This window comes from Pelagimonas sp. (genome assembly GCF_058892305.1).
In genome coordinates this window covers 64,031-84,606 of record NZ_JBZXVN010000006.1, presented here as the reverse complement: position 1 = coordinate 84,606, position 20,576 = coordinate 64,031, and the positions used below count along the sequence as shown (strand labels likewise).

General features: G+C 55.2%; 21 protein-coding genes. 10 read left to right on the top strand and 11 right to left on the bottom strand.

Annotated elements, in window-relative coordinates:
* The first annotated feature begins 47 nt into the window (after nucleotides 1-47).
* Complete coding sequence (locus AC5EFR_RS02925) at nucleotides 48-1,646, top strand: zinc-binding metallopeptidase family protein (RefSeq protein WP_493574463.1); 1,599 nt, start codon at nucleotides 48-50, stop codon at nucleotides 1,644-1,646.
* A 29-nt stretch (nucleotides 1,647-1,675) separates the two neighbouring features.
* Here AC5EFR_RS02925 and AC5EFR_RS02920 read toward each other — a convergent pair whose 3' ends face one another.
* The 3 genes from AC5EFR_RS02920 to AC5EFR_RS02910 form a co-directional block, all read right to left on the bottom strand.
* Entirely contained in the window at nucleotides 1,676-1,984 is a 309-nt protein-coding gene (locus tag AC5EFR_RS02920) for an EF-hand domain-containing protein (RefSeq protein ID WP_493574462.1), read from the bottom strand.
* A gap of 11 nt (nucleotides 1,985-1,995) precedes the next feature.
* Complete coding sequence (locus AC5EFR_RS02915) at nucleotides 1,996-2,445, bottom strand: hypothetical protein (protein ID WP_493574461.1); 450 nt, start codon at nucleotides 2,443-2,445, stop codon at nucleotides 1,996-1,998.
* A gap of 91 nt (nucleotides 2,446-2,536) precedes the next feature.
* Nucleotides 2,537-3,193, bottom strand: coding sequence for a response regulator transcription factor (locus tag AC5EFR_RS02910; RefSeq protein ID WP_299928692.1), 657 nt, complete (start codon nucleotides 3,191-3,193; stop codon nucleotides 2,537-2,539).
* A gap of 112 nt (nucleotides 3,194-3,305) precedes the next feature.
* Here AC5EFR_RS02910 and AC5EFR_RS02905 point away from each other — a divergent pair, with 112 nt between their 5' ends.
* Complete coding sequence (locus AC5EFR_RS02905) at nucleotides 3,306-5,204, top strand: MFS domain-containing histidine kinase (RefSeq protein WP_493574460.1); 1,899 nt, start codon at nucleotides 3,306-3,308, stop codon at nucleotides 5,202-5,204.
* 6 nt (nucleotides 5,205-5,210) lie between these two features.
* Here the strand turns inward: AC5EFR_RS02905 and AC5EFR_RS02900 are convergent, their stop codons facing one another.
* The 3 genes from AC5EFR_RS02900 to AC5EFR_RS02890 form a co-directional block, all read right to left on the bottom strand.
* Nucleotides 5,211-6,089: a hypothetical protein gene (locus AC5EFR_RS02900; RefSeq protein WP_493574459.1), complete on the bottom strand. Its 879-nt coding sequence runs from the start codon at nucleotides 6,087-6,089 to the stop codon at nucleotides 5,211-5,213.
* 64 nt (nucleotides 6,090-6,153) lie between these two features.
* Nucleotides 6,154-7,071, bottom strand: coding sequence for a hypothetical protein (locus tag AC5EFR_RS02895; RefSeq protein ID WP_493574458.1), 918 nt, complete (start codon nucleotides 7,069-7,071; stop codon nucleotides 6,154-6,156).
* Between the two features lie 37 nt (nucleotides 7,072-7,108).
* Entirely contained in the window at nucleotides 7,109-7,501 is a 393-nt protein-coding gene (locus tag AC5EFR_RS02890) for a hypothetical protein (protein WP_493574457.1), read from the bottom strand.
* A gap of 265 nt (nucleotides 7,502-7,766) precedes the next feature.
* Between AC5EFR_RS02890 and AC5EFR_RS02885 the strand changes: the two genes are divergently transcribed.
* From AC5EFR_RS02885 to AC5EFR_RS02870, 4 genes are all read left to right on the top strand, one after another.
* Complete coding sequence (locus tag AC5EFR_RS02885; RefSeq protein ID WP_493574456.1) at nucleotides 7,767-9,677, top strand: hypothetical protein; 1,911 nt, start codon at nucleotides 7,767-7,769, stop codon at nucleotides 9,675-9,677.
* A gap of 417 nt (nucleotides 9,678-10,094) precedes the next feature.
* On the top strand, nucleotides 10,095-10,229 hold the full coding sequence (gene hemP, locus AC5EFR_RS02880; protein WP_493574497.1) for a hemin uptake protein HemP: 135 nt from the start codon (nucleotides 10,095-10,097) through the stop codon (nucleotides 10,227-10,229).
* A gap of 4 nt (nucleotides 10,230-10,233) precedes the next feature.
* Nucleotides 10,234-10,488: a (2Fe-2S)-binding protein gene (locus tag AC5EFR_RS02875; protein ID WP_493574455.1), complete on the top strand. Its 255-nt coding sequence runs from the start codon at nucleotides 10,234-10,236 to the stop codon at nucleotides 10,486-10,488.
* Nucleotides 10,489-10,732: 244 nt separating this feature from the next.
* Nucleotides 10,733-12,766, top strand: a complete 2,034-nt coding sequence (locus AC5EFR_RS02870) for a TonB-dependent receptor (protein ID WP_493574454.1) — start codon at nucleotides 10,733-10,735, stop codon at nucleotides 12,764-12,766.
* Nucleotides 12,767-12,869: 103 nt separating this feature from the next.
* Here AC5EFR_RS02870 and bfr read toward each other — a convergent pair whose 3' ends face one another.
* The 3 genes from bfr to AC5EFR_RS02855 form a co-directional block, all read right to left on the bottom strand.
* Nucleotides 12,870-13,355: a bacterioferritin gene (gene bfr, locus AC5EFR_RS02865; protein ID WP_493574453.1), complete on the bottom strand. Its 486-nt coding sequence runs from the start codon at nucleotides 13,353-13,355 to the stop codon at nucleotides 12,870-12,872.
* Nucleotides 13,356-13,789: 434 nt separating this feature from the next.
* A complete protein-coding gene (locus AC5EFR_RS02860; protein WP_493574452.1) occupies nucleotides 13,790-13,954 on the bottom strand; it encodes a hypothetical protein in 165 nt (54 codons plus the stop codon).
* Between the two features lie 291 nt (nucleotides 13,955-14,245).
* On the bottom strand, nucleotides 14,246-15,445 hold the full coding sequence (locus tag AC5EFR_RS02855; protein WP_493574496.1) for an ROK family transcriptional regulator: 1,200 nt from the start codon (nucleotides 15,443-15,445) through the stop codon (nucleotides 14,246-14,248).
* A gap of 195 nt (nucleotides 15,446-15,640) precedes the next feature.
* Between AC5EFR_RS02855 and AC5EFR_RS02850 the strand changes: the two genes are divergently transcribed.
* From AC5EFR_RS02850 to AC5EFR_RS02835, 4 genes are all read left to right on the top strand, one after another.
* Nucleotides 15,641-16,651: a sugar ABC transporter substrate-binding protein gene (locus AC5EFR_RS02850; protein WP_493574451.1), complete on the top strand. Its 1,011-nt coding sequence runs from the start codon at nucleotides 15,641-15,643 to the stop codon at nucleotides 16,649-16,651.
* Nucleotides 16,652-16,765: 114 nt separating this feature from the next.
* Nucleotides 16,766-17,848 (top strand): ABC transporter permease, encoded by a 1,083-nt coding sequence (locus AC5EFR_RS02845; RefSeq protein WP_493574450.1) that lies wholly within the window; start codon nucleotides 16,766-16,768, stop codon nucleotides 17,846-17,848.
* Entirely contained in the window at nucleotides 17,824-18,624 is an 801-nt protein-coding gene (locus tag AC5EFR_RS02840) for an ATP-binding cassette domain-containing protein (RefSeq protein WP_493574449.1), read from the top strand. The genes AC5EFR_RS02845 and AC5EFR_RS02840 overlap by 25 nt, the downstream gene beginning before the upstream one ends.
* Nucleotides 18,621-19,250 (top strand): nucleoside/nucleotide kinase family protein, encoded by a 630-nt coding sequence (locus AC5EFR_RS02835; protein ID WP_493574448.1) that lies wholly within the window; start codon nucleotides 18,621-18,623, stop codon nucleotides 19,248-19,250. The genes AC5EFR_RS02840 and AC5EFR_RS02835 overlap by 4 nt, the downstream gene beginning before the upstream one ends.
* Before the next feature lie 222 nt (nucleotides 19,251-19,472).
* On the opposite strand, the gene AC5EFR_RS02830 is transcribed toward AC5EFR_RS02835, so the two are convergent.
* A complete protein-coding gene (locus AC5EFR_RS02830; protein WP_493574447.1) occupies nucleotides 19,473-19,781 on the bottom strand; it encodes a DUF1330 domain-containing protein in 309 nt (102 codons plus the stop codon).
* 2 nt (nucleotides 19,782-19,783) lie between these two features.
* A complete protein-coding gene (locus AC5EFR_RS02825) occupies nucleotides 19,784-20,473 on the bottom strand; it encodes a GntR family transcriptional regulator (RefSeq protein ID WP_493574446.1) in 690 nt (229 codons plus the stop codon).
* Nucleotides 20,474-20,576: the final 103 nt, after the last annotated feature.

Sequence of the window (20,576 nt, the reverse complement as noted above, 5' to 3'; positions counted from 1 at the left end):
ATAAGGTCAGACCTCGCTTATTTTTCTCACAAAAAGCGAATTGAAACATGACCCAACCATCGCCCGCTCAGGCTACGGCACTAGACACAATCGAAGTACGAATGACTGAATTGTCGTCTTGGTGCGCGACACTTTTTGAATTTGGTGAAACGGCGTGGCGGGAATACCGGTCGGCACAATGGTACGTTGATCGTCTGCGCCAAGAGGGGTTCACCGTCGAAGAAGGTTCGGCCGGTATGCCGACGGCCTTTTGTGCCGAGTGGTCGAATGGGGATGGCCCGATCATTGGCCCGATCATTGGCATGTATGCGGAATATGACGCGGTTCCGGGCAACTGTCAGGCCGCTGATACCCGCCGCCGACCTCGCGATGGATTGGGGTTTCAGGCGGGCGGGCACACGGACCCGCATTCAGGTTTGGGCATCAGCACTCTTGGCGGGCTTTTGGCGACCAAGGCCGCTATGGAAAAGCACGGACTCAAAGGCGGGCTGCGATATACCGGCGAGCCTGCGGAAAAGGTGCGCGGTTCCAAACCCATTCATGCTGCCAAAGGGTATTATGACGGTTTGGCCGCGATGCTATCGTTCCACCCGTTCTACATGCTGCCGATGTGCAATACCGTCCGTTGGGACACGCATTGTGGCGCGGCCTATTCGATGGTCTACCGCTTTATCTGTGACGCGCCTGAAAACTGGGGGCTCTCGGATGGGGCCCCGATCCCGCAATCACATTCGGCAGTGCGCGCGCCCGGCGCAAGCGAGGCGTTGATGACGATGTTTCAATCATCCAAAGTGTTCCGCGAAGCGATGTTGCCGCATCAGGGCGGCTGGTCGATTTCCGAAGCGATCCTGACTGCAGGGCAAGCCACCGCCGATAATTTACCGGCGGGTTTGGCGGAAATCCAATACATGATGCGCGTGCCAACGATCGAGATGGCCGAACAGGTGACTGCCGTTCTTGACCGCAATGCAGAGGCGGCTGCGGCTCTGACAGGATGTCGGGTTGAACGTCACTGGGTGTGCAAATCGCGCCCCGGATTGGCCAATCACACAATGGCGCAAGTGGTGTGGGATGCGATGCAACAGGTCGGCGCGCCGCAATGGGGCGCGGACGCCGTGGCCGTCGCACAAGAAATCCAGCGCAACCTTGGTATGGAGCCGATGGATGCCCCGTTTATTGATGCGCTAAGCGAGATGATCGCCCCGCAAGAGGCCGAGGCGATTTTGCGGCGTGACCTTCCGCCAAGCCAGCTGAATTCAACTTCGGATGACTACACCGATATGACATGGCAGTGTCCAACCGCACGATTTTACGTGGCCCGTCCGGCGCTTAAGGCCCCGGAGGGCAAAGCCTATCCGGCATGGGTCATGAATGCGATGGGTGGTATTCCGGCCACGATTGATCCGATGATCAAGACAGCGGCGCAAACATTGGCCATGTCGGCACTGCGCCTTTTGGAGGATCCTGAGGCGTTGAAAGCCGCGCAAGAAGAATTTGACCAACGCACCGGCGGTGGGGTCGGGGGGGCGGATTGGCTGGCACCTTTGTGTGACTACGAGCCGCCAATTCATTTCCGTTGGCCCGAGTATGTGCAAACCCCGCGCGGGCGGGATTGGACAATTCCGGCGTCTATGCCCGATGCTTAGGGTCAGGTCCTTCGGTCAATTTTGGCGATCTAATTGCTGCGATAGTCATCATCGGCGGCGCGCAATTCTTCGGGAGAGGCGCGGTTGTCTTTGTTGACGTCAACGATGCCAAAAGCAAAGCGATAGGCCCCAAAGGTTCGGATGGTTTTTGCGGTGGGTTGCCCGGCCTTGGCCATGGCTTGCACAAAGGTCCGGAACTCCGTCAGAGACAGATACCCATCTTGATTTCGATCCGCGATCACATAGGCATCAATCTCTTGATTTGTTGCCGAAAACACCTGTGCGTGAGAGGCCGCAGGGGCCAGGCAGATAAGTGTGACAAGCGTTGTTTTGATCATTTTCGAACCCATCACTTCGTGGGGAAATCGGTTGGAGTTTGCGCGCCATCTTGGGACCAGCGCAGGAAATAGACATATCCAACCATACCACGTAAATCCAACGGGGCCAGCATGGAGATGGCAAACGCACCATCGGACGACTGCGACCAGAACACCAGAGATTGACGCAAAGGCGCAAGGGTGAGGCAATCGGACTGGCCGATGGGAACAACAAATTCCGGTGGCGTGTCGGGGCGATTGCTCAGCGCTTTGGCGCTATGGTTTTGCGCCGGATTTTCCAAGCACAATCGCACGCCATCACGGGTGGCCCCAACGCCGCGGTCAATGCCGACACTCAAATCAACCTGATCCCCAGCGGCGCTATGAAAGGACAGCATATCGCTGTCTTGGGCCTTGCCTAATCCGGGGGAGACGAGGGCACAAAGCAGCGCTATTGCGACGTGAAGTTTGGGCGCGGGCATGGATGTCTCCTTGATGGGCAACAACTTGGGATGTCGTCTCCCACCAAGGTAGCGGTCCTAAACGCCCCGGCCTATGGGGCCGATCCCCCAATTAAAGCTCGGACGCGGGATCAACCAACCCTTCGCGCAGGGCATAGGCCATCAACTGCGGCACGGAATGCACCTTTAGCTTTTGCATCATGCTGGTGCGATGCTTGTCGACGGTCTTGGCGCTGATCCCCAAAATCTCGGCGATCTCCTTGTTGGCATGCCCCGCCAAAATCATGTTGAGCATTTGCCGTTCGCGGGCGGTCAATTGCACCGCCTCTGGTTCATCTCTGAGAGCTTCGACAAACCGATTGGCAATATGGCGCTGCCCACGCAGAATTCCGGGCAAACGGGTATAGAGTTCTTGATTGTCGTCGCCCTTGGAAAACAGCCCGTCAATGCCACTATCGACCAACGCCTTGATCATCCCCAAAGCCGTGACCCCGGTGAGCACGACAATCTTGGTGTCCGGGCTCCAACGACGCACCTCAACCACCACTTCGACACCGCCGGCCAATGGCATTTGCACATCCAAAAGCAACAGGTCGGGTTTGTGTTGACGGGCCATTGCGATGGCTTCCAAACCGTTCTCGGCCTCACCAACCACCTCAACCCCGGTGGCTTCGATTTGCCCCGGCGTTTCAAGCGCACCGCGCAATCCGCTGCGCACTATTGCATGATCGTCCGCGACGACGGCATAGTATTTCCCACGCTCTTTCATTCACGCCCTTTCATGCTGGCATTCCCTCAAAGGTCTTTTCGAAATGTGCCATGCCCAAAGGTTGATACCCAGAGTTTTGGCCGCATGGCTTGCGATTTTTCTATGGTGCGGGGTGGCGCAGGCACAGTTGGTCGCCCTGCAACCGGGCCACGACGTCGCCGATCTCGAACCGGATCTTAGCTATTGGGCCTCGCTGGCGCCAAAGGTCAGCACCGCAATCACCGCCTTTCGCGAGGGGCACTTCAGGTCAGGGTTTCAAACCACATCCTATAGCGCCCATTATTCGCCCGAAACCTGGGCCGCGGTCGAGATCGTCAACGACGCCCCGGATGATGGCCGTCCGGATGACCGCTTCGTCGTGACCTTGGATGCGCCTTTGGCAAGCGGGGTGCGGCTGTTCTTGGTGCGTGCGGACGGGGTCACCGAAAACCTGACCACCTATTCGATTTTTGAGGCATTTGATCCGGTTGAACATGCGGTCAACCGGTTGCGCTCACCCGAATTCGCCCTTTCCTCTGGAGAACAGGTCACTCTTTTGGCGCATGTGCAAACCGGGCCTTTCCCCGACTTTGGCATGCAAATCCATAGCCCCGATCATCTGGCCGAGGCCTCGTTTCGCTGGGGCGTGTCGCTGACCGGTTTCTACGCCTTTGCCTTGAGCTGTCTGGTGTTCTTTTTCGGATTTCAGGCCGCCATGCGGAACGCCTTGGGCGTGTGGAACTCCGTATTGTTCTTGGTATTTTTGGCGGTGATTGGGTTTGTGGATGGGTTGTTGTTTCGCGTGCTTTATCCTCAAAATCCAGAATATGGCCCAAGCATTGGGTTTGGTTTGTTGTTTGCTTTGTCTGGCGCTGGGTTCATCGTCGCCGGGGTCGGCATGGCCCGCAAAGCCCCGCGAACGGGACGGGTGGTGGCAGGCCTGTCTTTGTTGTCACTGGCGGGGTTTGCCCTTGCGATTGTTGTCCCCGGACCGATGTCGGCGATCTTGTCCTATGGTTTGATCGGGGTGATGTTGGTGGCCAACGTAATGTCGGCCAAGGTCTTTGCCCAAGACGAGATCGCGCCGCCGGTTGGCGTGGTTTGGCTCTCTGGACTGGCTGTTCTCGGGGCCGTTGCCGTGATCGCATTGGTTGTGGGCGGTTTTGGCGGCCGTTGGTTGGATGCGCCCATGGCCATGCGTTTGGTGTTCTCGGCGTTGCTTTTGGCCACGATGACGGTCTTGACCGCCAATGTAATGGCCTTGCGAAAACGACATTTGCAAGCGGTCGAGGCGCGTGTGGAGGCCCTCAAAGCCGAAGCCGAAACAAGCCGGAACCTCCTTGAAACGGAGCGGAATTACACCCGCGCCCGCGAATTAGCGGCGCTTAGGCAACGCCAACTTGCAACCGCATCTCATGACTTGCGCCAACCATTGATGTCGCTGCGTATGACCTTTGATGGCCTCGCCTCGGATATGAAACCCGAGATCAAATCTAGGTTGAACGAGGCCTTTGATTATCTCAACTCACTGGCCACCGGCTATGTCGATGAGAGCGTCGAGGACGCGCCAGACGACGAGACATTCGAGGATGCAAAACCCGAAACCTATGCGCTTTCCGTACCGCTTGGCACAGTTGAACAAATGTTTGAAGGCGAAGCGCGCGCCAAGGGCCTAGGCCTGCGGGTGATCCCGAGCACGGCGCAAACCAACGCCGCGCCCATTGCCTTGATGCGGATTGTCACGAACTTGGTGTCCAACGCGTTGAAATACACCGATCAGGGGGCTGTTTTGGTTGGTGTCCGGCGAGGTGATCCGCTGCGGATTTTGGTCGTAGATAGCGGTCCGGGTATGAACAACGAGGACATCGCAAAGTTTCGCCAAGCCTATGCCAAGGGCGACACATCCCAAGGTCATGGTTTGGGCCTGTCGGTGTGCTTTGCCCTTGCCGAAGAAAATGACATGACCCTAACCGTCACATCCACGCCGGGCAAAGGCACTTGTTTTTCCCTTGCCCTGCCAAAAACCGGGTAACGGATCCTAGGGGCATCGCCCATCCGTCAGGCGTTTGTCGCCGCGACCGCAGATTGTCAAAACACCCAACCCCGTGACCCTCCAAAGATCACCTTGTTTTTCCATCAGAACCCGAAAAACCTCTCCTGCAACGGAATCATCGGCCCATCCCGCCGAAATGACATTGGCGGCAAGGCTGCCTCCCTCCTGCTCTATTTTGATGTCGATATAGGGATGCCCTTCTTCGACGCTCGGAAAATCCAGATCCAGATGTGTGGCGATTGTTTTGGGGTCTTCCAACGTGATCTGCGGCGTCTCCAATGGGCGAAACACACCTAAATCATGTGATAACCCAATCTCTTGGTGAAGGTCCTTGGGCGGCATTATGATCGGCCAAATCCACAACCTGTCCTGACCTTGGATGTCGACATAGGCGTCGAGCAATTCAGGACCGGAACCGTTAACTTGGTAGCTGGTGGAAAAGTGCCCGTCCGCGACACCCGGTGCGATGCGTTCGCGGGTTGAAATCGTGCGAACATCAGACCGGATGTCAGGCGACGAAATGATCGGTGTCACGCCAATACGCCCGGTTTGCATCTGATAAGGGGCCCCGCCGGTGTCTGGGTCGGCCTCAAGTGATGTGCCAAACAAAGGAAAGAAAAGCGGTGTCAATCCGGTCTCGGTTTCCAAAATCATCACATAAAGCATATCGGCAATAGTGGTCCGGCAGGGGACTTGGTACAGCGTTCCTGACCCAAAAGGCTGACTTTCGATGTCCTCCGATAAGGAACATTCTTGGGGGGCGATGGCATCGCGCAAAGACATCAACGTGTCGGTGTCGGCGCTATGGGCCAAATTTGGCAACAGGCCGACAAAGGCGATGAGGGACAATGGGGAGAGTTTCATGCAAAGGCTCCGTCAAATTGAAGAATAGAAAATGCGCCCCCTCAGCCTAGAGGGGGACGCGCCATTAGTTCCAGATTTTTGTCAAAGCGTAGGTGAGCGCTCCGCCGCCGCCAACACTGCCAATGCCAATCCCAAGGGTGAACCCCGCGAAATCAAAGGGTTTTGCGGTAAACCACATGTTTATCCCAACCCCTGATCCGGCATCAAATTCGGCAATCGACCCAAAGGCGTGGCCGTCAATTCGGTTGTTACTGGCGCGAAAGAATGAGAACACCAGATCATTGCCGCCACCAAAGTGATAGCCACCAGAGAGCGACGTCGTCGTATAAAGCCGGGGCGTTTTGTCAAAATCGAGATCCATGGAAAACCCGGTCTCATGGGCCCCACCGGCGAAAAACGCGCCGCTGCTTTCGATCCCGACGGTCATGGTTTTGAACCCCATGCGCTCCAAAGCCTCGAAACTGGATCGCAACTCTTGGTTGTTGCGCAATAGGCGCCGCAAGGTGTTGCCGTCCTGATCCTTGATGGCTTTGACAAGGGCCTTGGCCTCACGACCGCTTGGCAAAGCGGCCGAGATTTGGCGGGCAATTGTGGCAATTTCGGCCCCGTGTTTTTTACTGGCGGCGCGAACTTTCTCCTTTTTCTTGCCCGAGAACACGCCGCTCACCGTATCGCCGATGCCGCCGATCACCGTGCTGCTTGTTGGCACGCATTTGCCCTTTTTGATGGACAAGCCCGGTTTGCAGGCCTTGCCCTTGGAGATGATCTTGCAGGCCTTTTGCCCTTGTGCCCCGCAGGGTTTGCAAATGCCGCCGATCTCTCGGAGCCACCTGCGGCATTCCGGGCCGGGTTTGTGCCATGCACAGGCGCTTTGACCTTTGCCACCGCAGCTTTTGGCGATGGCTTGCGTTGGAGGGGTCATGGTCGCAGAGGCCAAACCAAGGGCCAGCACCATCAAGACGCGTTTGATTACAGGTTTCATCGGTTTGTCCTTTGCGAAATGGGGGTGGTCGTTGGGTTTAGTCCGTCAAATCAACGCTAAAGGTGCGGTTGCGTTTGCATTCTTGAAAGGTCGACGAGGCGCGTTTGATGCCGCTCCATTTGTTGAAATGCTTGTTGTTGGTGCGGGTGCGATACAGGATCGTCACCTGGGTCTGACGCTCGTTGGCGTGTTCAAAATTGCGGGTGTCGGAGAACGATTGACCGTTGGGAATGTCGACGTTGCGGATCGGTTCCGATTTCTTGCCGTATCCCGAAATCATAAAGTTCATGTCGATCACTTTGATCAGCCCGCCGGTCTCGTTGTGGGCGATGACATAGACGTCTTTACAGTTGCCCCGGGCGTGGCTTGGGGTGGCAACGGCTCCGGCAAGAGCGATGATGGCGGTGGCGAAAGCTGTCTTAACAAACATGGTCTTAATCCCTTTGTAGATGATGCCGGAACGCCCGGCGCTTGAGGTTTCTGTCTGTCGGGGAGCGCTGTGTTTTGCCTCTCGACATCCTCATCATGCCGAACGCGGACGGGTTGCGGGATCGGGGAAACACCCCAATTGTGCCGGGGAAAACTGGGGGAAATCCCCCAGTGCCATGCGTGGGCTCTTCAGGCTTAGTGAAGACAGAACCGCGCCCTATCGGGGCGGCCAAATTACAACCCGCCTTATTAAAAAGGAGAGCGCCATGCGCCGTTTCCAAACAAGCTTTTCCGCCCTTTTGATGATCACCACCTGCCTATCGGGGTTTGCCTCCGCGCAAACCGCCCCCGAAATCACCCAGATTGAGTTGGGTCAGGCCGGGATTGCGCGCTACACCATGAGCGCAGAGGCAAACGGCAACCTCATCAGCTTCACAGTGCCCGAAGCCGCCTCAAGCGATGTGTTGGCGTCACTTGTGGTGCGCGATCCGGCCGGGGGCGTGGTTGATTTGCAAACCGACACACCGGGGTCTGCGGCGGCGGCCTTGCGCGAAACAGCCTTTGCTCGCGGCATTCCACATGACACAGAGCAGCTGTTGTTTGCGCTCAAAGGTGAAACCGTTTCACTCTCTAGCGCGACGTCCAAACTCACCGGTCAGGTCATGGGCCTTCGCCATTTTACCGCCGTTGAGGGTGGCGAACTTGTTGATCGTGCCGCCGTGATCCTTTTGTCGGGCACGGGTGTGAGCGAATTCATCCTTACGCCCGGTGTCACTGTTGGCTTTTCCGAAAAGATTGCCGCGCGTCTGGCCAAGGCGCTGGATGCCGGACAGGTGAGCCAAGCCACCCGCCAATTTGACCTCACTCTTGAGGCCGACAGCCAACGCGCCATTAACTTGTCCTATGTGACCGAAGCCGCCGCCTGGAAAAACTCTTGGCGCTTATTGTTGGATGAGGGGCGTTTGCAGGGCTGGGCGACTTTCGAAAACGTATCTGGTGCGGATTGGGACAAGGTCGATCTGACCTTAACCACCGGATCCCCCGTGGCCTTTCAGCGTGACCTAATTGACCCGCATTTCGTCAGCCGCAGCAAAGATGACACCGCCAAACCCGAGGCGATCCGAGTCAAAGCCAGCCCGGCTGGGATGGGGCTTTTGTCAATGAACTCAGCTAGATCAGCGTCGCCAAGCGCCCCGCGACCGGCCCCGGCATCAGGGAGAGCCTCAGCCGGTGATGCATTGGATAGCAGCGGCATCCTGCGCTATGCTTTACCCGATGCGGTAGACCTCAAGGACGGGCGCACCGCCAACCTGATGTATCTTGATCTGGCGATCGAACCAAAAATCCGAGGTCTTTATCGTCCGGCGGAACGGCGCGGCACTATTTTGATGGCGGCGTCCATCACCTCGGATCAGGCATTGGCCTCGGGGCTTGTCTCGGTTCAGGATGAAAACGGATTTGTCGGGGATGCGCCGTTTTTGGGAATGCAGGCCGGGCAATCGACCCTGCTGCCCTTTGCCGCCGTCACCGGGAGCGACATTCGCACACTAGAGGATCGCGGCATTCGTTTGACAACGGTGGTCTATCAAGACGGTCGTTTGACACTGGATTTTGAAGACACCCGCACAACCACCTATTCGGGAACATTGCCCGAGATGGCGGATGTATTCACCGTTGAGCACCCGGTTGGCTTTGGCAAGTTGGACAGCACAAACGGGTCATCGGAACAGATCAATGGCGTGTATCGCATCACCGCCCCGGTCAAGGATAGCGTAGGTGAAATTTCACTGGTTGAACGCAAAACCTACCAAAAACGGGTCCGCATAGGGGCCAGTGATTTCGCAACCGTACTTGCCGATATTGAAAGCGGTCAGGTCGATTTGAGCGCGGCCCACAAGGCAGCGTTTGAACAGGCCAGCGACTTGAAGGTGAAGTTCGAAGAGGTGCGCGAGGCGCATTCCGCCGCCAATACGCGCTACAAGGAGTTGGGCGAGGAGCAAAAGCGCCTGTTAGAGAACCTTGAAAGTGTGAAACAGGATGCGTTGCGCAATCGCTATCTTGAGGCGCTGGATAAAACCGAAACCGAAATCGCCAAGAGCTTTGATGAACGCGATAGGCTCAAGGCAGAGCTTCGTGGGTTTGAAGCATCCCTACGGGCAGTTTTCGCCGATATGTAAAGCGTTTCAGAGTACGAATTGACCTAAAGAAGGCCCCTTTGGGGCCTTTTACAGTGTGGAGAGGACTACGGCGACAATGGTTTTGCGACGTCTTTTCCGACCGGTTTCGAAGACGTTATTTGGCAAGCAAACCGGGAGATGGTCAGCATCTGCGCTTGCATAATTCAGACTAAAAAAGTCAGACTTGATTTATCCGACTGAATCAGTCAGAAAGGCGGCGCTCTTAAGTGACTTTGTCAAAGGTGCGTCATGGAAAAGACCAACACACCGCTTTGTTGCTATGATTTGCGTCGTGATTTTGACTTGCTGCAAAGCGTGAGTTGCTGCGATGCGGACCCGATTGAATGGATTTTGGATAACCTGTCGAATATGTCTGATGATCCCAAAGATGAAGACCAAGCACCCAGATCAGGCTACATGCCGGTTGCGCAAAACCCGCTATATGATGCGCTGCATCTGACCGAAGGTGGCAATCAGGCGACAATTGCCTTGGATGACAAACACTACACGCTGCGGATCACCAAATCCGGCAAGCTCATTCTAACCAAGTGACGCCATGATTATTTGTTCCTGCCAAAACATCAGCTGTCGAGACATTCACGCCGCAATTGATTGGATGCGCGCCTCGGATTCAGTGACTTTGATAACGCCGGGCAAGGTCTATCATGCGCTTGGGAAAAAGGCGGATTGCGGCGGTTGCGTGCCTCTTTTTCTCGATACGATGCGCGCCAATCCGAACTTGAAAATCGCAAGTTCCGACGTCCCGGCAGAGCTTTGTGGATTACGGGCCCTCGCCAAGCAAACCGCGTGACCGCATCTTTGCCGTTCTAAATAGGTGCAACGCATCGGCTTTGAGGTGACACCGAAAATGTTGCCGGAACACTGATCTGAATAGAGGGGTATTTCCTATAGCTGTAGGGGAAATGTCACATATCTTACTGTTTTTGTAAGGAAGTGCTTTTCCGCATGTTCCTGCGGCAAGGATGTTGGTATTATTGCCATCAATGACCCCAGCGTTCCGCCAGGTGCTCCTCACTCTGCATCTAGGAAAGCTCATGCCACACTCCCTAACACTGAACCGAGCCACATCTGTCTTAGCCCTGATCGCTGCGATGGCGGTCCTGTCAGCTCCAGTCAAAGCCCAAGACCAAGACACCCCCTTGGATTTGGGGACAATTGTTGTGGTCGGGACAGGGCTTCCGACAGAGATTCGGGACAACCCCGCGTCGGTAACGGCCATTGACCAGGTGGACATAAAACGTGTTCCGCGTAGTTCTGTCGCGCGCATTCTCGATCAAGTTCCCGGTGTTCGGGTGACCCAAAGCGGCATTGAGCGGATCACCATTCGTGGCGAAAGCTCGCAACGGGTGGCGATCATGATTGATGGGCAACCGCTCACCGATCACACCGGATATGGGACACCGATCCTCGTGTCTCCTTCGAATATTGAACGGATCGAGGTGGTGCGCGGATCATCCTCGGTGATCTCGGGCAACAATGCCATTGGCGGTGTGGTCAACATCATCACCAAACGGGGCGGCGAAAAACCGTTTCAGGGAACCGTTGACCTTGGGTATTTCTCCGCAACCGATGGCAAGCAAGGCGCGCTTTCCTTTGGGGGATCATCGGGGAAAGTCGACTACCGCTTGTCGTGGGACAAAGCCGAACATGGTGACGTGGAAACGCCGGACGGACCGCTGGAAAACTCATATACGAACACACAAGATATCGCCGCTTTCTTGGGATTTCGACAGGACAACCACTATTTCGGTGTTCGCGCGCAGGACCACGATCTTGCTGCCGGCGTTTGGAGCGGCGACCCGGATTTCTTTATCGACCTGCCCAAACGGGATTTGCGCAAATACAGCGCCTTTTACGAAGGTGTGGATCTCACTCCCTGGCTTCGGTCACTGAAAATAGACGCCTATAAACAAGAGATCGACCGCGCATTTATCAACGATTTGGATGTCGCCATGGGGCCGGGCATGACGATGAATATCTTATCGACATCGGACGATTTGCAGGAAACATGGGGGTTAAACGGTCAGGCCGAACTTCAACTTTTTGCGGGGCACCGGATGGTGTTGGGGTTTAGCTATGAGGATGATGGGCTCGTCTCGGACAAATATACCAGAACAACCTCGCCTTTTGCGCCATTTCCGTCGGTGACAACGCGGAAATCAGATGCAAGCATTCGAACACTTTCCCTTTATGGTCAGCACGAAGCGGTGTTGAACGACGCTTTGACGGCGACGATCGGCGCTCGTTATTATCGTGTTGAGAGTGACCTGCATAGCGATGTTGTCAACGGGACCGCGCGGGGCAAAGATAGCAATAGCGACAGCCGTTGGCTTGGGGCGTTGGGGCTTGTCTACAAACCGTCCGAGGACGTCGCGCTGCGGGCAAATGTCAGTCAGGGCTACAAATATCCAACCCTGGCACAGCTATACCTTGAAACCACTGCCGGCGGCAGCGGTGTCACGCTTGGCAATCCTGATCTCGATCCGGAATCATCGACAACCTATGAAATTGGCGCTCGAATAGATCACGAGGCCCTGACCTTTGATGGCACGGTGTTCTATTCCGACGCGCAGGATTACATCACCACCGAAGCCATAGGAACGTCGGGCAATAGCACCTATGTGAACATTAATCAGGCCAAAACCTGGGGTGTCGAAATCAGTGCGGAGTACCGTTCACCCCTTTGGAACCTGCGCCCCTACCTTGAGGCGGAATACCTGCAACGCGAGTTCACTTTTGCCAATGGCTACAAGACTACAGACAGTGGAACGCCAGAGTTCGCGGGCAAGATAGGGCTGCGTCGGGATTGGTCCTTGGGCGGTGTTATCGGCGAATGGGATTTGAATATCGCGGGTGAAGGCCAGGCCAAACAACGGGGATCTGATGGGGCCGTTTCGGACAAGGCGGATGCCTATCATACGGTCAACTTTGGACTGACCGCAGACATCACTGACCAGTTTTCTCTGTCTGTTGTTGCGAATAATTTGCTGAATGAAAACTATCAGCCGATCAAACAATATCAGGGGTCCGAGAGAAACATTGCCGTGATGCTCAGCGCAAATTTCTAGGGGTGGGACCCTAAGCCGATCCCGGGCGTTACCTGTCGTGGGGGCTAACAAAAAAACACCTGCCCAAATTGGGCAGGCGCTTCAGACGATAAAAGGAGTTGTTTCACTCGGCTTCGTCATAGGGCGTTGCGTTGAGCTGCATATAGTTGGCTTCACCAAGTTTGTGATACAACTCAAGCTGTGTTTCGAGGAAATCAATGTGCCCCTCTTCATCGGCGAGTAGCTCTTCGAAGAGCTTCATGGACACATAGTCCTTGGCCTCAAAGCAGGTGTCGCGCGCCGAACGGTATAGCGCAGCAGCGCTTTGTTCGCCCGCTAGGTCCGCTTCGAGCGTTTCAAGAACGTTTTGGCCGATACGAAGCGGGTCAAGCTTTTGGAGGTTTGGATGGCCGCCTAGGAAAATGATCCGCTCGATCAATTTATCTGCGTGCTCCATCTCTTCGATGCTTTCTTCGCGGCTTTTCTTGGCCATTTTGCCAACGCCCCAATCGTCCTGAAGACGATAGTGCAGCCAATACTGGCTGACTGCTGTGAGCTCGTGGCGGAGTGCATCGTTAAGCGCTTCGATTACCTTGGGATCGCCTTTCATCGGCATGTCCTTTCTGGGGGCAGGGGGCTACAATTTTTAGGAAGTTGGCTTGTGAATAACACTGGCTGCACGCAACCTGCACGGTTTCTGACCGCGGTTCAACACAGGGAAACGGTCAGGAATGAAGGGGCAAGTCGGATGATTGGGTGCGGGATAGATTGCATGAGTACCAAACGGCCCAGAGCGCTAGATCATTTTGCCATTCAGGGTTCATAGATTGTTTTGTTTGTGATCCAAGCTGATCGCTGGCTGGAGGGACAGCATGAGCAGCTGACTGATCGCATCTCAGCGAAGCTGGAACCGCATTTGCCCGGCAAATCGACAGATCCAGGCCGCACTGGTCGCGACAATCGCTAAGTCATGGAAGCTATCCTCTGGCGCGCGCGGACCGGTCGCAATGGCGAGCCTGGCCGGACCATTTCGACAAATGGAACTCAGCCTACATCCGCGTCACCCACTGGTGCCGTCACTTGGTATTTCGGCGCGTTTTCAATGCGATAACGGAAGAAGCCGACGTCGAACACCTCCCCGTCGACAGCGCGATTGTCCGGGCAGACCAGTACAATGCCGGCGCGCAAAAAGGGGGCGCTGACGCTCAAACATTGGGGCGATCCAGAGCCTTACAAAGACCGCAACGCTGTGGTGGGTATCAAACACTTCCGAAGAATCACGCCCCGGAACGACACCTTGACGCGAAACTATCAGAGCTTCGTAAACCTTGGCTGTACACTCAAAGGGTGTCGTTCAATGTCAACAGGACCTAGCAACGCTACAAGACCGGTACCAAACCGCGACGTGGTTTCGTCCACCTGAAAGGGTAGCCACCCCGTCATGGCGGACCATGGACGGAGGATCGCAAATCATACCTCTCAAATGGATCACATCTGACCCTAAATCGCAGATAGACCCGCATTTGTGTTCAGGAGAAACTGGGAGAATATTGGACTGCTGGCTGCGCCGATGCCTCGGGCATTGCGGCCGACATTCCCGGCCTCAATCCGAGGTTCAATCAAGCCTCTTTTGTCTTGATTGACTAAATAGCGTTGGGTTCTCTCGACGAGTTCGGTGCGCACATCGGGGGGGAAAGCTCCGTCGATCAGAACGGCTTCGAAGTCAATCACCGAGCAAATCGACAGTGATGCCTTGGCCAATTCCTGCGCTGTTTGGCCGATCCATGGCTCAACATGTCGGGACAAACCGCTCCAATCCTGAGGCTGTTGCCAGAGAATAGCAGGATCAATGCCGCTTTCGGTCAGACGCGCTTCCAACAGATGGATGGACGCGACATCAATCAATTGCTGTGCCTCCCCAAGCGGTCCGGTGCTCCGCATCGATCCCAAAGCGCCTGCGTTTCCTTGGTTGCCTTCAAACACCGTTCCATTCAGGACCACGCCGCCGCCGACAAAGGAGCCAATGAAAAAATAGGCGTAGTCACGGTACTCATGTCCTAGACCATACAGATGTTCGGCATGGCACGCAGCCGTCGCATCATTGACCACAAAAACAGGAAGGTCGCTGAACGCCGCAACTTCGGCGGCGAAATCGACATCCTTCCAGGACCGGAACTTATCAGCAGAGAGCCCGACAAGGTCATGCCATTTCCAAAGCTCAAAGGGCGTGCCAATTCCGATCCCACACACGCGGTTGCGCAGGTGAGCGGGAATGCCTCCGAGAAGCGTTGTCAGCCCCTCTTTTAGGAAGCCAAAAACAGCGTCGGGCATCGGATAATCATAGGTTCGGTGAATCTGGCTGCGCACACGGCCTGAGAAGTCGAGGAGCAACAAATCCGCACTTCGTCGCCCGATTTTTAATCCGACCGAAAGAACACCGTCCGGTTCCAGTTCAATCGGAATCGAGGGCTTTCCTACTTTGCCACGAACAGGGGCCCCACGCCGTATCAGGCCATCTTCTTCTAGGATTCGCAGGATGGTTGACACTGTGGGTTTGGATAGTCCGGTACGCCGCGCCAAGTCGGCAGCAGGGACGGCACGATGGCGTTGAAGAATGGATAGGATCAAGCGCTCGTTGTGGTCGCGAATACCACGTTGGTTCACGCCGGCGCTTTGCCCTCTGATGATGTCTCCGTCCATAGTGCGGACCATAGTTGCCTCCCGAATGAATTAAAAGATAAACTCAAAAACATTAGTTAGTAAAGTTAACTTACTTATTGACAGGCGCATAGGAATCAGGCCTTTTAGGAGCAGACCTGCTAATTTGACCGTTGCAGGCCTGGACAGGGGAGGAGCTCTGTTCAGAACATGAAAAGTTTCTTGTGGGAGGAAAACATGAAAACCCTAATGACCACTTCGGCCTTGGCAATGACCGTTTTTGCGGGTGCTGCTTATGCAGAAACCAATGCTTGCCTAATCACCAAGACTGACACCAACCCCTTCTTCGTCAAGATGAAGGAAGGCGCGTCTGCCGCTGCCGAAGCCAACGGAATCAATCTGTCGACTTTTGCAGGCAAGTATGACGGCGACGTCGAAACCCAAGTGGCCGCTGTGGAAACCTGTATTGCATCTGGCGCAAAGGGTATCCTGATCACCCCAACAGATAGTCGCGCGCTGGTTCCGGTGATCACACAGGCCCGTGAGGCAGGCGCATTGGTGATTGCCCTCGATACTGCATTTGAACCCATTGACGCCGCTGATGCGACTTTCGCGACCGATAACTTTAAAGCGGGTGTTTTGATCGGCGAGTGGGCCAAGGCGAAGATGGGCGATGATGCCGCCAATGCCAAGATTGCCTTGCTGGATTTGAACGCTTCGGAAATCTCGGTGGACTATCAGCGTGACAATGGCTTCTTGCAAGGCTTTGGAATCGACATCAAAGATCCGACCGACATTGGTGACGAAGATGATCCGCGTATCGTTGGCAACGATGTGACCAATGGTTCACCTGATGGCGGGCGTACCGCGATGGAAAACCTGCTGCAAATCGACCCCGACATCAATCTTGTTTACACCATTAACGAACCTGCCGCTGCTGGTGCCTATGAGGCGCTGAAATCTTTCGGCAAAGAGGACGGTGTCCTGATCGTGTCTGTTGACGGTGGCTGCCCTGGCGTGAACGACATTGCTGGCGGTGTGATCGGCGCGACCTCAATGCAATTCCCTTTGCTGATGGCCTCCAAAGGTATTGAAGCGATCAAGGTCTTTGCTGACACCGGCGAAAAACCACAAAACAGCGAAGGGTTGGATTTCTTCAACACCGGCGTTGAGTTGATCACCGATGAGCCGGTGGATGGTGTTCCTTCCATCTCTTCGGCCGAAGGTCTGAAGAAGTGCTGGGGTTAATTCTCAATTGATCTTTATGGCAGGGCGCTTCGGTGCCCTGCCATCCCGCTTCAACCAATCAATTTTTTGACGGAATCTGACGCCGCAGATACGCTTGCGGCAAGGGAGAGAGTCATGTCTGAATCGACAATACCGGCCAAAAAAGGCCAAGAGTTCGAACAGACCTTGAATCAAAGTGATACCAAGGTCGCCTCATTCGAAGTCAAACATCACACGGTGCTGAAACGTATTCAGCATGTGCTTCATAACAACCCGACGCTTGTCCCGGTGATTGTCTTGGTCCTAAGCCTTGTTGCATTCGGGGTGATTGCGGGTGGAAAATTCTTCTCGGCCTTCAATCTTAGTCTGATCCTGCAACAGGTGTCGATCATTGGGATTTTGGCCGCGGCCCAATCGCTCATCATTCTGACCGCAGGGATCGACCTTTCGGTTGCCGCAATTATGGTGCTGATGTCGGTTGTGATGGGCAACCTTGCGGTCTTTGCCGGCGTGCCCTCGGTGCTCGCCATTTTCGCCGGGCTGGTCGGCGGGGTGGGGGCCGGTGTGATGAACGGTTGGTTTATCACCCGAATCAAGCTGCCTCCGTTTATCACCACGTTGGGAACATGGTCGATCTTTTATGCGCTGCTGCTATGGCTTTCGGGGGCGCAGTCCATCCGGGGGCAAGACATTGATGCCGAAGCCCCGTTTTTGAAATTCTTTGGGGCCGCATTTAACATTGGTGGAGCGCGGATTACGCTAAGTGCCTTGTTGATGATCGTGGTGTTTGTGGCGCTTTGGTTCTTGCTGAACAAGACCGCTTGGGGCCGCCATGTCTACGCCATTGGCGATGACAAAGAAGCGGCCGACCTATCAGGAATCCGGACCGACCGTACCTTGCTATCCGTCTATGGTCTTTCGGGGTTTGTCTGCGCTCTCGCTGGTTGGGCTTCGATTGGTCGCGTTGGGTCTATCTCTCCGCAGTCCTTCTATGAAGGCAATCTCGACTCGATCACAGCTGTGGTTATTGGCGGGATCTCACTCTTTGGTGGGCGCGGCTCAATTCTCGGCGCACTCTTTGGTGCCCTGATTGTCGGCGTGTTTCGATCTGGCCTACGGATGTCGGGGGTAGACGTCCTGTGGCAAGTCTTTGCCATCGGTTGGCTTATCATCATCGCGGTCGCTATCGACCAATGGATCAGAAGGGTTTCAGCATAATGACCACTCCTGTTGTGCAAGCCCGCGGGATCGTGAAGCGCTACGGCCACGTGACTGCGATTGATCACTCCGATTTTGAACTTCGGCCCGGTGAAGTCCTTGCTGTCATTGGGGACAACGGTGCCGGAAAATCGTCGATCGTCAAGGCGATCTGCGGTGCCACTATACCTGACGAAGGTGAAATCCTGATCGAAGGCACCCCAGTCAAATTCAACTCGCCAATCGAGGCGCGTGAAATGGGGATCGAGATTGTCTATCAGAACCTCGCTCTCTCTCCGGCGCTGTCGATTGCCGACAATATGTTCACCGGCCGCGAAATCCGCAAGAAAGGATGGATGGGAACAATCCTGCGTATGCTGGACAAGCCGGCGATGGAGAATTTTGCGCGTGAAAAGCTGACAGAACTTGGGTTGATGACGGTCCAGTCCATCAAGCAGCCGGTCGAGACCCTTTCGGGTGGCCAACGCCAAGGTGTTGCCGTTGCGCGTGCTGCGGCCTTTGCGACCAAGTTTATCATCATGGACGAACCAACCGCTGCGCTCGGGGTCAAGGAAAGCCGTAAAGTTTTGGAGTTGATCCAGGACGTGCGGGCCCGTGGTATCCCGATCATCCTGATCAGCCACAACATGCCGCATGTGTTTGAGGTCGCCGACCGGATCCACATTCACCGTCTGGGGAAGCGGCTCTGCACGATCGACCCCAAAGACTATACCATGTCTGACGCGGTTGCCTTTATGACCGGGGCCAAAGAACCCCCGGAACAGGACAAGGTGTGAGCGACCTAGAAAAAACTGCCGAGGCTCTGCTGGATCGTGTTCTGGCGGCGCCTCGCGCGGGGCGGCGCAAGCTTATTGCGCTAGTCGGTTCTCCGGCGTCTGGCAAGTCCACCCTGTCCCACGTCCTTGCAGAGGCGATGACAAAGGCGGGGTCTTGCACATCGGTTGTCCCAATGGATGGTTTTCACCTCGACAATCAAATCTTGGCCGCGCGCGGTCTGCTTGATCGCAAAGGGGCCCCAGAGACGTTCGATGTGGATGGCTTGCAAAGACTTGTGACGGCGCTGTCTCTGTCAGAGACCGTGTTCTTTCCAACCTTCGACCGGGAGCGCGACCTTGCGATTGCTGGAGCGGGTGTGATTTCTGAGACCTGCGATTGTGTGATTGTCGAAGGCAACTACCTCTTGTTAGAGTCACCTAGTTGGCGTGAGCTGACGGATCTATGGGATTTTTCTATTTTGCTTGATGTCCCGACCCACATTCTTCGGGCGCGTTTGGTCGATCGGTGGTTGGCGCATGGGTTAACGCCTGATCAGGCGATCATCCGCGCCGAAGCAAATGACCTGCGCAATGCCGAAGTCGTTGCGACCCATTCGATGTTGGCCGATATGACTCTCAAGGTTTGAGTAGATCTACAAGAAAAGCACTGATGTGGGCGAGCGGGCTTTGAAACAATTGTGCGACGAAAACATAGCACAATGAACCCGGCACAAATGTTTGCCCATTCTCGGTTTTTGAGGGCGTGAAACCAAGCAGGCGTTTGACATCATCAAAGTGCGTTTCAGCCCATTCCTATTGGATGTGATCCGAAATACTCGGAAATGGTCATGACGCTAATGATGGTGCCCTTATGACGGTTTGTCGATGTCGGGCATGCCTTCGACGATAACGATATTGGCGACACAAGCCGCATGACGATGCGCGCGTGCCGTTTGGTATTCGGGGGAATTGTAGCAAGCCAGCGCTTGATCTTTGGTGTCAAACTCTATGACGACATGGCGCTGAAAATCATTCCCTTCGAGCGTCTCTGCGTCACCGCCTCGTACAAGAAAGCGCGCGTTGTATTTTCTAAACGCGTTAGGTGCGTGTTCCTGATAGCCTGCATAGCGATCTGCATCTGTCACTGTAACAAAGGCGATCCAATATCCTTTTGCCATTCTCAGTCTCCGACTTTGGCGTTCAGAAAACGGTTGGCAACCATTTCTGCGTCCCGGATGTGGTCTTCGACAGCCTGTTTCGCGCGTTGGGCATCACCACTTATAATCCCGTCATGGATCGCCACCATGTGGCTCATTCCTGAGCGCTCACGGCTTTGATCGGTGATGGTGACCGTGCGCAACCGGCTGATCCGTCCATTCAAACGCTGCACGATTTCCCAAGCAATACTATGGCCCGCTTCTTGAAAAATCAGGTGGTAGAAATGCGTGGTTGCTTGCAGAAAGTCCGCCCATTCGGTGTCATGCACTTTGATTTGAAGTGCGGCCAATGCTGCCGAAAATTTGGGGGCAAACTCCGGGGTTTGTAACTGTGCGCAGGCGGCCGCGGCTGATCCTTCGAGCTGTCTTCGAATGTCATAAACCTGTTTGGCTTGATCCCAAGTGAGCGTCGCAACGATGGGGCCGCGATTTGGGATTATCTCGACCAGACCTTCGGCCTCCAGATAACGAATCGTTTCGCGCACAACTGTCCTGCTGACTCCCAGCTGCTCGCACAAGGGGCGCTCGACCAATCGCGACCCGGGCGCGAACCCCCCGTTTAGAATGGCCTCTCGCAGGCGGCTTTGGACGATATCACGCAGAGTTTGCGGTGCTTGATCTATTTTTTTCAGCGTCATTTCAGACTGTTCCATGGAGGCAGTATAGCAGCACGATGCGGGAATGAATAGTATGATTGACATATTGTCTTATGGTATACCATAATACGACACATACTGATTCCGAAGGAAGACACTC

Bases quoted from the DNA above. Each gene is read 5' to 3' on its own strand.
- AC5EFR_RS02915 (WP_493574461.1), bottom strand. From the start codon at position 2,445: ATGCCCGCGCCCAAACTTCACGTCGCAATAGCGCTGCTTTGTGCCCTC.
- AC5EFR_RS02845 (WP_493574450.1), top strand. From the start codon at position 16,766: ATGTCTGAATCGACAATACCGGCCAAAAAAGGCCAAGAGTTCGAACAG.
- AC5EFR_RS02885 (WP_493574456.1), top strand. From the start codon at position 7,767: ATGCGCCGTTTCCAAACAAGCTTTTCCGCCCTTTTGATGATCACCACC.
- AC5EFR_RS02850 (WP_493574451.1), top strand. From the start codon at position 15,641: ATGAAAACCCTAATGACCACTTCGGCCTTGGCAATGACCGTTTTTGCG.
- AC5EFR_RS02825 (WP_493574446.1), bottom strand. From the start codon at position 20,473: ATGGAACAGTCTGAAATGACGCTGAAAAAAATAGATCAAGCACCGCAA.
- AC5EFR_RS02855 (WP_493574496.1), bottom strand. From the start codon at position 15,445: ATGGACGGAGACATCATCAGAGGGCAAAGCGCCGGCGTGAACCAACGT.
- AC5EFR_RS02840 (WP_493574449.1), top strand. From the start codon at position 17,824: ATGGATCAGAAGGGTTTCAGCATAATGACCACTCCTGTTGTGCAAGCC.
- AC5EFR_RS02890 (WP_493574457.1), bottom strand. From the start codon at position 7,501: ATGTTTGTTAAGACAGCTTTCGCCACCGCCATCATCGCTCTTGCCGGA.
- AC5EFR_RS02920 (WP_493574462.1), bottom strand. From the start codon at position 1,984: ATGATCAAAACAACGCTTGTCACACTTATCTGCCTGGCCCCTGCGGCC.
- AC5EFR_RS02910 (WP_299928692.1), bottom strand. From the start codon at position 3,193: ATGAAAGAGCGTGGGAAATACTATGCCGTCGTCGCGGACGATCATGCA.
- AC5EFR_RS02830 (WP_493574447.1), bottom strand. From the start codon at position 19,781: ATGGCAAAAGGATATTGGATCGCCTTTGTTACAGTGACAGATGCAGAT.
- bfr (WP_493574453.1), bottom strand. From the start codon at position 13,355: ATGAAAGGCGATCCCAAGGTAATCGAAGCGCTTAACGATGCACTCCGC.
- AC5EFR_RS02900 (WP_493574459.1), bottom strand. From the start codon at position 6,089: ATGAAACTCTCCCCATTGTCCCTCATCGCCTTTGTCGGCCTGTTGCCA.
- AC5EFR_RS02875 (WP_493574455.1), top strand. From the start codon at position 10,234: ATGATTATTTGTTCCTGCCAAAACATCAGCTGTCGAGACATTCACGCC.
- AC5EFR_RS02870 (WP_493574454.1), top strand. From the start codon at position 10,733: ATGCCACACTCCCTAACACTGAACCGAGCCACATCTGTCTTAGCCCTG.
- AC5EFR_RS02925 (WP_493574463.1), top strand. From the start codon at position 48: ATGACCCAACCATCGCCCGCTCAGGCTACGGCACTAGACACAATCGAA.
- AC5EFR_RS02895 (WP_493574458.1), bottom strand. From the start codon at position 7,071: ATGAAACCTGTAATCAAACGCGTCTTGATGGTGCTGGCCCTTGGTTTG.
- hemP (WP_493574497.1), top strand. From the start codon at position 10,095: ATGCCGGTTGCGCAAAACCCGCTATATGATGCGCTGCATCTGACCGAA.